The sequence below is a fragment of the Mesorhizobium temperatum genome, assembly GCF_002284575.1.
GTDB classification, from domain to species: Bacteria; Pseudomonadota; Alphaproteobacteria; order Rhizobiales; family Rhizobiaceae; genus Mesorhizobium; species Mesorhizobium temperatum.
The window spans coordinates 1-12856 of record NZ_NPKJ01000070.1 but is presented as its reverse complement, the minus strand read 5'-3'; the positions used below and the strand labels follow the sequence as shown (position 1 = coordinate 12856).

Sequence of the window (12856 nt, the reverse complement as noted above, 5' to 3'; positions counted from 1 at the left end):
GTCAAGCTGCGTTCTCCGTTCTGAATCGGCGACGGGCGGCGGCTGGGAGAGATGGATGCCATGCACGTTAGGCGTCTGGAAGTTGGCGGGGCATGGGCGCGAGGCAGCCCGCGTGCACGCGCCTGGCCGGGCGGTGCAATGACCGCGCAGCGCCGCCTCGCAGCGATCCTGGCTTGCGACGTGGTCGGCTATTCGCGCCTGATGGAGCGCGACGAGCGCGGCACGCTCGAGCGGCTCAAGTCATACCGCAAGGACCTCCTCGAACCGCTGGTCTCCGAGCATCAGGGCCGGATCGTCAAGCTCACCGGCGACGGCATGCTGTGCGAGTTCGCGAGCGTCGTCAACGCGGTGACCTCGGCGATGGCGATCCAGCAGGCTTTGGCAGAACACGAGGCGGAGACGCCCGAGGAAGAGCGGATTCGCTTCCGCATCGGCGTCAATCTCGGCGACGTGGTCTGCGAGGAGGACGGCGACCTCTACGGCGACGGTGTCAACATCGCCGCCCGCCTCGAAAGCATCGCCGATCCCGGCGCCGTGGTCGTCTCGGGCACCGCCTACGACCACCTTCAGGGCAAGCTCGACGGCGGCTTCACGCTGCTCGGCGACCTGCGCCTCAAGAACATCGAGCGGCCTGTACGCGCCTATCGCGTCGAGACCGACGCCAGCGCCTCGGTGGCTGCACCGCCTCCCCTGCCCGCGAAACCCTCGATCGCGGTTCTGCCTTTCACCAACATGAGCGGCGACCCCGACCAGGAATACTTCGCCGACGGACTGGTGGAGGACATCATCACGGGATTGAGCCGGGTGAACTCCTTCTTCGTGATCGCCCGCAACTCGTCCTTCACCTACAAGGGCCGAGCGGTGGACCTGCGCCAGGTCGGGCGTGAGCTGGGCGTCCGCTACGTGCTCGAAGGTAGCATCCGCAGAGCAGGATCACGGGTGCGTATCAGCGGGCAGCTGGTGGACGCGATCAGTGGGCACCATGTCTGGACCGACCGCTTCGAGGGCGACGTGAGCGACATCTTCGACCTGCAGGACAAGGTGACCGAGAGCGTCGTCGGTGCGGTCGAGCCGAGCATCCGGCTGGAGGAGATCAAGCAAGCGCGCATGAAGCCGACCGACTACATCGGTGCCTACGACCTCTACCTTCGTGCGCTGCCGCGCTTCTACAGCATGACGCGCGAAGGCTTCGCCGACGTGCGCCGGCTCACCAACGAGGCGCTCAGCATCGACCCAGGCTTCACCCTGGCGAAGGCACTCGGTGCCTATATCCGCAGCCTGTCCGTGAGTCAGTGCTGGCACGAGCCCGACGATATCCGCGTCGCCTTGCGCATGGCCCGCGAGGTGCTGGCGGACGCGCGAGACGACCCGACAAGCTTGCGTTTCGCCGCGCAGGTGATCGCCTACAGCGCCAAGGATTACGAGACGGCGCTGGACACGATCGAACGGTCCCTGCTCCTCAACCCCAACTCGGCGCAGGGCTATACGGGCAGCGGCTGGGTGAACGCCCATTCCGGCCGCCCCCTCGTCGCGATCGAGCACTTCCACAGGGCAATGCGGCTGAGCCCGGTCGACCCCGAGAAGGGCATCGCGCTCTCCGGCATCGGGATGAGCTACCTGATGCTCGAACGCTACGAGGAAGCGCTGGCTTGGGGAGAACGAGCGCTGCGCGAGATGCCGAATTACGGCTCCTCGCACCGGGTGGTGATCATGGCGCTGGTCAAACTCAATCGGCCGGACGAAGCGCAGGCGGCGGCGCGGCGGCTGATGGAGGCGTTCCCGACCTACACGCTCGGCCTGCAGAGGCAGATCAACCCGTGGCGGGACAAGGTGTTCGCCGAGCGCTACGTCGAGGCGCTGGGTATTGCCGGCGTGCCGGAGTGATCGTCGCGTTTGCAAAGATGCCCTCTCCTGCGCGTCACGTCCGGCCAGGCGACGTCCCTTGATCCCGCGTCGCTTCTGGAAGGATAGTTCTCTGGCCGGGTTGTCCGAGGACTGAGCGCGTAGAGCAGCTGTGAACAGCCGGCGAGCTCTCTGTTGGGTTCGCGTCGAACTTCCGGTTTCCACCCTGACGAGACCTACCGACGTCCAGACAAATGTCGCCTTCGGGTCACGACGTTCCCTTGACCTCCCATCAGGGATGGTCCGCAAGGGGTCGGTTCTTGCCGTCCACCGGTACCAAGTGTCAGACTTTCACCACTAGATGGTGACAAGCATCTTGCCGGCATTGGCCAGCGGCGTCGTCACGCCCGACAGCATCGTGCGGATATGGGCAACGCTCTGATAGCGACCGTTGACCGAAATGCGCGGCAGCGCGTGCAGGAAGCCGGCATGTTCGGCGCGCAGCACGCCGTGACGCGTCGTCACCGCCGAGGCATAGCCGGCGTCGCGGGCAAAGCCGACTTCGCGGTCGCCAACGGCGCTGGCATAGCCATAGGGATAGGCGAAATGGCGCGGCGCCTCGCCGAGTTCGGCCTGCAATATGCGCCTGACGTCGTCGACCTCGTGCCGCGCATCGGCTTCGGGAAGCCGCTTCAGATTGCGATGATTGACGGTGTGTGCGCCGATCGTCACCAGCGGATGCCCTGCCATGGCGCGGATCTCGTCCCAGTTCATCAAAGTGCTCTGGCGCGCGTCCCGCTCGATGCCGTTCGACCGCGCCAATTCGCGCAGCACCGCCCGCTGGTCCTCCTCGCGGACCTCCAGCGTCAGATAGTCGTGCAGGCGCGCAAAGGCCTGGAGTTTCTTGCCCGGGGTCGAGCAATCGATCGTCACCGGGCCGTCCGGTGTTGTCAGAATCAACCGGCCGCGCGCGCTGACGATGTCCTCGACCACCTCCCACCATAGATCGGCGGCGCCGTTTATCAGCCCCGGCGCGACATAGATGGTGACCGGCGCGCCGTGCTTTTCCAGCACCGGCAGCGCTTCGGTCATGTTGTCGCGGTAGGCGTCGTCGGCGGTGATCGCCGCGAACTGGCCATCCTTGCCGCCCGCCTTGATGCGCTCGATCGCCTCGTCCAGCGTGACGAATGTATAGCCGTTCGCCTTCATGTCGGCGATCACGGCGTCGAGGAACTCAGGCGCGATGTTGAGATGCCGGTTGACGCTATCAGGTTTTTCCGGCCTCGCGGTGACCCGGTGCAGCATCAGGATGGCGCCGATGCCGCCGACAAACGGCTTGGCCAGCGGGGCAAGACCGGTATAGCGGACGACGTTGAGCGCCAGTTTCCGGATCGCCTCGCCCCCGTCGATCATTCATTCACCTTTTGCGCCTAGGCTCATCCAAGCACGGAATGCGCCTATGCGAGCCCCCAAACGCGGTGAATACGCCCTAAAGGATTGAGGTATGGTTGACGCCACCGCGTCATTTGGCGGCAATCGGCTCGAAGCCATGGAGGCGGCGCCGCGCGCGCTGTCTGCGGATCATGCCGGCCTGTCGGTCTCGGTCGCCGACGGTGCGGCACTTGCGGCCTATGCCGAGTTCTGCCGTTCGGCGCTGTTCGCGCCGGCGCAGAGCCCGGCCTGGGTCCTGAACTGGGCCAGATATGCCGAAGCGGACACCGTTTTGGCGACGCTGAACGCTGAAGGCAGGCCGGCTTTTTCGTTGGCGCTGGAAGTCACCAGCAGCGGTCCGTTCCGCGTCGCCCGTTTCATGGGCGGTCGCCATGCCAACGGCAATTTCGCCGCCGCCGACCCGTATTGGCTGACCAAGGCGGATGGCGCGGCAATCCGCTCGATGCTGGCGGCGGTCGCCAAGGCGCGGCCGGACATCGACCTCGTCGCACTGGAACGGCTGCTGCCCGATCTCGACGGCATTGCCAATCCGCTTGCCTCGCTTGCGCATTTTCCAAGCCCCAACCTGTCGCTGGCCGTCGACTTGGCGGGAGGTTTTGATGCACTGCTCTCCCGCGCGAGCGGCAAGCGCAGGCGCAAGAGGCACCGCTCGCAGGCGCGCAAATTCGAGGCCGTCGGCAGCCACCGCCGCATCGAGGCGCAGACTGCCGGCGAGGTGAACAGACTGCTCGATGCGTTTTTCGAGATGAAGGAGTTCCGCTTCCGCAAGATGGGCGTCGCCAACGTCTTCGGCGAGCCGGAGGTTCGTGCTTTCTTCCGCGCGTTGTTCGTCGAAGCGCTTTCCGACGACAAGCCGTCCTTCGTGCTGCATGGGCTCGAAGTCGCCGGCAAGCTTCGCGCGGTCACCGGATCGAGCCGCTCGGGAAAACGCCTGATCTGCGAGTTCGGAGCGATCGCCGACGACGACGTCGCCCATGCCAGCCCCGGCGACTTCCTGTTCTTCGACAACATCGAGGAAGCCTGCGAGAGGGGGTTCGATGTCTATGATTTCTCGGTCGGCGACGAACCCTACAAGCGGCTGTGGTGCGATATCGAGACCCAGCATTTCGAGGTCCTGATTCCGCTGACGCTGACGGGCCGCGCTCTGGTGTTTGTCCTGCGGCAAAGCGCGCGCCTGAAAGCCTTCGTCAAGAACAGCCCGACGATCTGGAAGCTGACCAAGATGCTGCGCCGCAAGACGGCCGGACAGGCAGCACCTGCGGCGGGCGAAGATGACAGCTGACCGCTGCCGAGATTTCCGGAGCATTGAGCAGAATTGTCGAACCGTCTCAGGCGGCGGAGCGCCGTCCGGGTATCGGCGTCCCTGGCGTCTCATGGCCGACCGGCGTCACCAGCGTCAGGTCGGGATAGCCGCTCTCGATCAGTTCGACTGCGGCCTGAGCCACCTCGTCGTCCGGCTCCAGCAGCGACAGGAAGACCTCGGTGCCCTCGCCGACAAGGCGGCTGATGCCTTGCGCGTCTGCGGGTCCGCATTCGACCACGACCAGATCGTAGGCGGTGGTCAGCGACTGCATGATGATCGGCAGCCGGTCGGCGGCGCGCATGGCGCGGACCGGATCGGCGGTGCCGACGGGAATGACGTGGCAGTCCGAATAGAGATCGGGGTGGATCACGTCGCTGAACTGCGCTTCGGAGGCGAGCAGATTGGTGATGCCCGGGAAAAGCCCGCTGTCCAGCATCGGCCGCGAAGCGGCGCCCGAAGCGGTGAGATCGAGCAGGAGCACACGCAGGCCGGCGTCGGAAACCTCACGCGCCACCAGCACCGCCGAGGCGGCCGCCTCGTCGCCTTCCGGCGACACGAATATGGCGCGTGCCGCACCGCTTGTGATCAGTTTTTCCACCGCGCTGTCGATTTCGACCTCGCCAAGGGTGGGGCGCACCGGCTCGACGTCCTCGCCAGTTGCTGGGGCAGTTGCCGGCGCCGCGGCAGCCGCTTGCGGCTCCACCTGCGCTTCCGCCGCCCGATCCTCGACGTCCTCGAAATCGGTCGGTTCGTGATTGGAGGGTTCGTGGGCAACCGGCATCGCGACCTGTTCGATCCGCTCGAAGCGGGCGCCGGCGGCCGGCCGCATGGCGCGACCCGAAAACAGCTCTTGCAGAAGCGTAACGATCGCCATGACCAGCAACGAGCCGACGAAGGCCGCACCGGCGATCGGCAGGATCTTCGGGAAATAGGGCTCGGACGGCGCCACCGCGCGCGAAAAGACACGGGCGTCGACCGGCAGATAGTTGCTGTCCTTGCGCGAGGACGCCTCACGGTAACGGGTCAGGTAGGATTCGAGCAGTTGCCGCTGGGCGGTCGCTTCGCGCTGCAGCGCGTCCAGTTCGACCTGCTGGTCGCCGGCGCGCGCCGATGCGGCCTTCAGCGTGTTGACGTCGCCGACAAGCTGGTTTTCGCGGGCCTGGGCAGTCTGCGCCTGCGTCATCAGCCCTTTCATGATCTTTTCCGCCTCGATGCGGATCTGGCGGTCGAGATCGGCAAGCTGCGATCTCAGCGCCCGGATGCGCGGATGATTGTCGAGCAAGGAGGTGGAAAGGTCGGCGATGTTGGTCTTGAGCTCGACCTGCCGCTCGCGCAGCCGCTGGATGAGTTCGGAAGAAAGCACCTCCGGTACCGCATCCAGCGAGCCGCCGTTCTGCAGCGCCCTGCGTACGCTGTCGGCAGTCGCTTCCGCCGAGGCGCGATTGGCGCGCACCCGCGACAGTTCGCTGGACAATTCGGAAAGCTGTTGCGTGGCAAGCACCGAATTGTTGCCGCCCATCAAAAGATCGGACTGGGCGCGGTAGCTTGCTACCTTGGCCTCGGCATCCTTCACCCGCTTCGACAGGTCGGCGATCTCCGGCGCCAGCCAGTCGGTCGCGGCGGAATTCGATTCGATGTTGGCATTGCCCTGGACGGAGATGTAAGCGTCGGCTATGGCGTTCGGAATTTCAGCAGCGAGCCTGGGATTTTCCGAGGAGAATTCGATGACGATGACGCGAGATTTTTCAACGCGATAGACGTTGAGCTTCTCGCGCATCTTCGTCAGCACGCGTTCTTCCGGCGGGATCTCGTTGGGGTCGCTTTTCAGGCCGGCGATGACGAGCAGACGACTCGACACCGGCATGTCCGCCGTCTCGTCGAATTCGGCAAGCCGCGACAAATTGAGCTTCTGCGCCACCTGCTTGAGGATGTCGGTCGAGGAAATAACCTCGACCTGACTGGTCACGCCTTCCTCGTCGAGAATCGGCTTGTCGTTGTCATTGGTGCCGTCGGGGCGCGTGTAAACCGATTCGCGCGTTTCGATCAAAAGCCGTGTTTCGGCCCTGTAATGCGGCGTGGCGAGCCAGGTGAGCGCGAACGCCAGGCCGGTTACGACCAGCGCGACGACAAGAATGCGCGGCCAATTCCTCGCAAGGCTTGCGAAGAGCTGCCTGAGATCGACGTCGACATCTGCGGCCGCGGATTGAACGGACATGCATCCTGCTCCGGTACTTAAAACACGTCGCCTTGAACAGGTTCATGCAACGCGCTTTAAGCTCTTGTTTTCATGCATGTCGTTGTCCCAAAACCGCTGCGCACTTTTGGGGCGACATGCATTGGTCAGGATGCACCGTAAACAACTATGGTAACTCAGCCGTTAATATCGCGGTAAGCATCTGTTAGGTTTTACTTGCAAGCGGCAACAAAAACATCAAAACCGGCCGTCTTCTGTCGGTTGCCGCCGCTTCGGCCGCGCGCCTTTACCGGCCATTAACCCTAACGGGATGATAACGGACCTCGACTCCCAAAGTTTGCCGCGGTGTAACAGCGGCCAGTCGAAGGTACGTGTCCGGCCATGAAAAGCACTGCTTCCCTCTTCCGCGCGCTGCTCACCGTGTCGTTGCTTGCCGGCTGCTCCAGCTACCGGCCGGCGCCGGCCGCCTTTCATAAAATGCTCGATCAGCCTTATCGCCTCGGCGCCGGCGACCGGGTCCGCGTGACCGTGTTCGAGCAGGAAGGGCTGACCAACGTCTACAGCGTCGACCAATCCGGTTATCTGTCCATCCCGCTCGTCGGCGCCGTACCGGCGCGCGGCCACACCGCACAGCAACTCGAAGGCGAGATCGCCGACAAATTACGCCAGGGTTACCTGCGCGATCCGGACGTTTCGGTCGAGATCGACCGCTACCGGCCGATCTTCATCATGGGCGAAGTCGGTGCCGCGGGCCAGTACTCCTATGTTCCGGGCCTGACCGTACAAAAGGCGATTGCCATCGCCGGCGGTTTCAGCCCGCGCGCCAACCAGGAAAGCGTCGATATCACCCGCGACATCAACGGCAAGGTCATGACCGGTCGCGTGGCCACCTCCGACCCGCTCCTGCCCGGCGACACGGTCTATGTTCGCGAACGCCTGTTCTAGTCCACGTGGCGGACACACTCAGGATCGTTCACTGCTTTCGCTCACCTGTCGGAGGGATTTTTCGTCACGTGCGCGACCTGACCGAGGCGCAGGTCGCCGCCGGGCATGCCGTCGGCATCGTCTGCGATTCGACGACGGGCGGCGACTTCGAGGAACATTTGTTCGAACAGATGAAGGGCACAATGGCGCTCGGCATCCATCGTACGCCGATGCAGCGGCATGTCGGACCGGGCGATCTCGCCTCGGCCTGGCGCACATTTGGGATCATCAAGGAATTGCGGCCGGACGTGCTCCACGGGCATGGCGCCAAGGGTGGCGCCTATGCCCGCCTGTTCGGCTCATTGTTGCGGGTATCAAGGTCTCGCGTAGCCCGCCTTTATTCGCCTCACGGCGGCTCTCTTCATTATGACGAGACCACCGCCACGGGGAAGCTGTTCTTCGCGCTCGAACGATTCATGGCGCGCTTCACCGACTATCTTCTGTTTGTCTCCGATTATGAAAGGCAGACATATCGCAGGAAGGTCGGCGAACCGCCCATCCCGAACAACCTTGTCTACAACGGCCTGAGCGCCGCCGAGTTCGAGCCGGTGCGGACCGAGCAGAATGCGGCCGACGTCCTCTATATCGGCATGATGCGCGACCTCAAGGGACCGGACATCTTCATCGATGCGCTGGTCCTTGCCGGAACGCGGCTCGGCCGCCCGGTGAGAGCGGTGATGGTCGGCGACGGCGACGACCTGCCGCGCTACCATGCGCAAGTGAAGCGGCTCGGGCTCGAAGGCCATATGCGCTTCCTGCCGCCGATGCCGGCGCGCAAAGCCTTCGCGATGGCCGAACTGGTTGTCGTTCCCTCGCGCGCGGAAGCCATGCCCTACATCGTGCTGGAAACGCTCGCCGCCGGCAAATCGATGATCGCCACCGCCGTCGGCGGCATCCCGGAAATCTTCGGAGCCGGTTCCCCTGCCCTGATCCGGCCTGACCCGCGCGAACTCGCCGGCAAGATGAGCGCGGCGCTGGCCGACCCCGAAGCGTATAGCAGCCTGATGCCCGACACCGCCGACCTCAAGACGCGATTCGGCGCCGACGTGATGGCCGCCGCGATCGAGACGGCCTATTTCGCCGCGCTCAAGCGTTAGCCCCAAAGGGCGCTAGCCCCAAAAGCTTCTCCAAAGCCACCTGTTGTTTCAAGGGTTTCTTAGCTCTCTTTTGCTATTCACCTCAGGGAAGCTTTGCGGATGCACCCATGAACGAGATCGATCCCGCACGCCGCTTTTCGATAGACGCGGTGCGCAAATTCGACGGCCCGGCCAGCGGCGATAAGCTTGGCGGGATGAACGACGTCGCCCGTCAGGTCGCGTCGCAATACAGGCGCGACACCATGTCGCCGATCATGGTCAGCGGCGTCCTGCGCATGGTCGAATTCACGCTGCTGTTCCTGTCGGGCCTCTGCGTCTATTTCTATTATGTCGGCTTCCTCAGCCATTTCGCCTGGCAATACCCGCTGACGATCGCCGCCGCCTCGTTCCTCGCCGTGGTGCTGCTCGACGTCACCGACTGCTACCAGGTCGTCTCGTTGATGCGGCCGCTCGCCAATTTCGGCCGTCTGCTGCTGGTCTGGGCCGGCACCTTCGCCTTGATGGCGCTGACGGCATTCGCCATGAAGATGTCGGAAGACTATTCGCGCCTGTTTTTCGGCACCTGGTTCGTTGTCGGCTTTATGCTGATCTTCGGTCTCAGGCTAATGATGTCCAAGCTGATCCGGCGCTGGGCGCGCGACGGGCGCATGGAGCGCCGGGCCGTCATCGTCGGCGGCGGCACGGCGGCGGAAGTCCTGATCCGCTCCGTCGAAAAGCAGCCCTACAACGACATCCGCATCTGCGGCATCTTCGATGACCGCGGCGACAAGCGCTCGCCACCCATCGTCGCCGGATATCCGAAGCTCGGCACCGTTTCCGAGCTCATCGAGTTCGCCCGCATCGCCCGCATCGACATGCTGATCGTGTCGCTGCCGCTGACCGCCGAATCGCGTGTCCTGCAGCTTTTGAAGAAGCTGTGGGTGCTGCCGGTCGATATCCGGCTCTCGGCGCATTCGAACGCGCTGCAGTTTCGGCCGCGCGCCTATTCCTATATCGGCTCGGTGCCGATGCTCGATATCTTCGACAAGCCGATCAACGACTGGGATTCGGTCGCCAAGCGCGCCTTCGACATCGTCTTCTCGATCATCGGCATCATCGTGTTCTCGCCGGTCATGCTGGTGACCGCGATCGCTATCAAGCTCGACAGCAAGGGACCGGTGCTGTTCCACCAGAAGCGGCATGGCTTCAACAACGAGATCATCGAGGTCTACAAGTTCCGTTCGATGTACACGGACAAGGCCGACCCGACGGCCAAGCAGACGGTGACCAGGAACGACCCGCGCGTCACCCGCGTCGGCCGCTTCATCCGCAAGACCTCGATCGACGAGTTGCCGCAGTTCTTCAACTCGCTTTTCGGTTCGCTCTCGCTGGTCGGGCCGCGCCCGCATGCCATTGCCGCCCAGTCGCACAACCTTCTCTACAATGAGGTGGTCGACGGCTATTTCGCACGCCACAAGGTCAAGCCAGGCGTCACCGGCTGGGCGCAGATCAATGGCTGGCGCGGCGAGATGGACACCAACGAGAAGATCCGCATGCGGACGGAATACGACCTCTATTATATCGAAAACTGGTCGCTGCTGTTCGATCTGAGGATTCTGTTCCTGACACCGATCCGGCTGCTCAATACGGAAAATGCCTATTGAGCGCCGTCGCGCGTGAGCTGCCGCCGGCTGCCGTCAACGCCAAGCTGATCGCGCTGATTGCGTCGGGCGCGATTTTCCTGGGCGTCTTCCTGTCCGGCTTCGTCATCGCCGAGCCGGCGCCATACGACCTCTACATGGTCGGGCTGATCATAGCGTGGTGCTTGTTTGGCCTGCGCATATCGCGCGCGGCGGCGCCGCTGCTGGTGCTGCTGGTGGTCATGAACATCGGCGGCATGATCTCGATGACCCAGATGTCGGACATTGCCAACACCCCGCTCTATCTCTGCGTGTCGCTGTTCCTTGCCTTCACCGCGGTGTTCTTCGCCTCGGTGACATCAGTCCAGCCCAATCTCTACCGGGTGATCTTCCTGGCCTATGTGATGTCGGCGGTGCTGACCTCGCTGCTCGGCATAGCAGGCTATTTTCATTCCTTCCCGGGGGCGGAGATCTTCACCAAATACGACCGCGCCACCGGCGCGTTTCAGGATCCGAACGTGTTCGGGCCGTTCCTGGTGCTGCCCGGCGTCTACCTGCTCTACCTCCTGCTTACAGGCCCCGTCTCACGCATGCCCTTGCTGGCGGTGCCGCTGCTGATCATCACGGCCGGTATTTTCTTCTCCTTCTCGCGCGGCGCCTGGGGCATGTTCGGCGTTTCGGCGATCCTGCTCACCGGCGCCCTGTTTCTGCAGAGCGCCAGCGGAAAATTCCGGCTGCGTGTCGTCGTCATGACCATCGCCGCCATCTCGCTGCTGGTCATAGCGATGCTCATCATCCTGCAGCTGCCGGGCGTCTCGGAGATGTTTTCCAGCCGCGCCCAGCTGGAACAGAGCTACGATACCGCCCGCCTCGGCCGTTTCGCCCGCTACACGATCGGTTTCCAGATGGCGCTGGAGCATCCGCTCGGCATCGGCCCGCTCGTCTTCGGCACGATTTTCGGTGAGGACACGCACGACATCTGGCTAAAAATGCTGATGGATTATGGCTGGGTCGGCTTCGTGTCGTTCCTGACGCTGACCTGCTGGACGATATCAGCCGGCTTTCGCATTCTCCTGCGCGACAGGCCGTGGCAGCCCTACCTTCTGTGCGCCTATGTCGCCTTCATCGGCAATATCGCGCTGGGCACCTTCATCGACATCGATCACTGGCGCCACGTCTATCTGCTGCTCGGACTGATCTGGGGCGCCATCGCGCTGGAATACCGCCATCAACGGCAGTTGCGGCCGCTGGCGCTGCCTGCGCCGAAGGCTAAGGCATGATGGATTTCGGGGGCAAGTCTAAGTTTTGAAATGGTCGGAGTGGCCGGATTCGAACCGACGACCCCTTGACCCCGAGGAAATTGGGCGCAACGCGGATTTCGATTAAAGTTCATTGCGTTATGCCGTTTTCCCCTTCCTAGTTCGGGACTTTTTTCGGGACTTCGCGACAGCGTTTTGTAGCAACTCCATCGCTGCGGCCACCTCTTCGTCCAGCACGTGGGCGTAGCGAGTGGTGGTCTTAGCCATCGCCGTCGAATATGGCGGGAACTCGCTGCAGGGCTGGTGATGGGCATAGGCATAGCCGTCGGCATGGCGCAGGCCGGATGAACTTAGGCGAGCGTCGCGCAATCCAACGTATAGGCGGCAACGCCATCACTACGACCGCGGCAACGGCCGTATCCGGGGGCGAAACGTTGATCGTCATCTAAGCACCCCACCAAACGATGGCTGCACACAGCAAAAACACGAGCGCGGCACACGCGATCAACATACCTCTTCGCGTTCGCCACCTTGGCGGCTCAGCCGGCACAAGCCTGAACCGCTGGGCATGCTCCGTTGCGAGTTTCAGTAGGGCTGCAGCCGTTTCGCGCGGCGTCCACCCCTTCGCTTCCGAGGCGGTCACCAAGGCTGCAAATGCGACTTCCAAGGCGACTTCACAGTTGACGTCCCGATCTGGGCTACCCTTTGGCAATATGGGTGGTTGCACGGCTTGGGACATGCACACAAAGCGGCTCGCGGATGAAAGGTTCCCGCGTTTCGAGCCCTTCACTTTCGAAGGTCGCCGAGCAGTTCGAATTCCCCGACGTCTTCAGCCAGTTGGTCGACGGGCCGCTGCGATACTTAGTGTCTCGACGCTTGGACACCATTCCCTCAAGGCCGGCCTGGTCGATCAGGTGATAGATCGCATTGGCGTCGCCCGGGAGCGCCTGGCTGAACTGGATGCGGATGTCAGGCGGGATGATGCCGGCAAGGATGTCGCGGCGCTCTTGGAGCGCCATGTCGCGCAGGTCGTGGCCGTTGAGGTGCAGCAGATCGAAGGCAACAAAGTAGAGATCGTGCTGGCGCCGCGTGAAGGCCTTACGCAA

General features: G+C 63.4%; 9 protein-coding genes. 6 read left to right on the top strand and 3 right to left on the bottom strand.

Features of this window, described 5'->3' with window-relative positions; genetic code table 11:
* Positions 1 to 138 precede the first annotated feature (138 nt).
* Positions 139 to 1884: an adenylate/guanylate cyclase domain-containing protein gene (locus CIT26_RS29540; RefSeq protein ID WP_095495846.1), complete on the top strand. Its 1746-nt coding sequence runs from the start codon at positions 139 to 141 to the stop codon at positions 1882 to 1884.
* Positions 1885 to 2199: 315 nt separating this feature from the next.
* On the opposite strand, the gene CIT26_RS29535 is transcribed toward CIT26_RS29540, so the two are convergent.
* Positions 2200 to 3255: a polysaccharide deacetylase family protein gene (locus CIT26_RS29535; protein ID WP_095495845.1), complete on the bottom strand. Its 1056-nt coding sequence runs from the start codon at positions 3253 to 3255 to the stop codon at positions 2200 to 2202.
* Positions 3256 to 3346: 91 nt separating this feature from the next.
* Here CIT26_RS29535 and CIT26_RS29530 point away from each other — a divergent pair, with 91 nt between their 5' ends.
* Complete coding sequence (locus tag CIT26_RS29530; RefSeq protein WP_095495844.1) at positions 3347 to 4576, top strand: GNAT family N-acetyltransferase; 1230 nt, start codon at positions 3347 to 3349, stop codon at positions 4574 to 4576.
* 46 nt (positions 4577 to 4622) lie between these two features.
* Here the strand turns inward: CIT26_RS29530 and CIT26_RS29525 are convergent, their stop codons facing one another.
* A complete protein-coding gene (locus CIT26_RS29525; RefSeq protein WP_095495843.1) occupies positions 4623 to 6812 on the bottom strand; it encodes a GumC family protein in 2190 nt (729 codons plus the stop codon).
* A 360-nt stretch (positions 6813 to 7172) separates the two neighbouring features.
* Here CIT26_RS29525 and CIT26_RS29520 point away from each other — a divergent pair, with 360 nt between their 5' ends.
* The 4 genes from CIT26_RS29520 to CIT26_RS29505 all read left to right on the top strand — a co-directional run bounded on the left by CIT26_RS29520 (position 7173) and on the right by CIT26_RS29505 (position 11771).
* Positions 7173 to 7736 (top strand): polysaccharide biosynthesis/export family protein, encoded by a 564-nt coding sequence (locus CIT26_RS29520; protein WP_095495842.1) that lies wholly within the window; start codon positions 7173 to 7175, stop codon positions 7734 to 7736.
* A gap of 5 nt (positions 7737 to 7741) precedes the next feature.
* Entirely contained in the window at positions 7742 to 8872 is a 1131-nt protein-coding gene (locus CIT26_RS29515; protein WP_095495841.1) for a glycosyltransferase family 4 protein, read from the top strand.
* Positions 8873 to 8979: 107 nt separating this feature from the next.
* Positions 8980 to 10515: an undecaprenyl-phosphate glucose phosphotransferase gene (locus CIT26_RS29510; protein ID WP_095495840.1), complete on the top strand. Its 1536-nt coding sequence runs from the start codon at positions 8980 to 8982 to the stop codon at positions 10513 to 10515.
* On the top strand, positions 10512 to 11771 hold the full coding sequence (locus tag CIT26_RS29505; RefSeq protein ID WP_095495839.1) for an O-antigen ligase family protein: 1260 nt from the start codon (positions 10512 to 10514) through the stop codon (positions 11769 to 11771). Before CIT26_RS29510 ends, CIT26_RS29505 begins: the two co-directional genes overlap by 4 nt.
* Positions 11772 to 12448: 677 nt before the next feature.
* Here CIT26_RS29505 and CIT26_RS29495 read toward each other — a convergent pair.
* The coding region (locus CIT26_RS29495) for an ATP-dependent DNA ligase (protein ID WP_483423510.1) at positions 12449 to 12856 on the bottom strand (408 nt) is incomplete at its 5' end.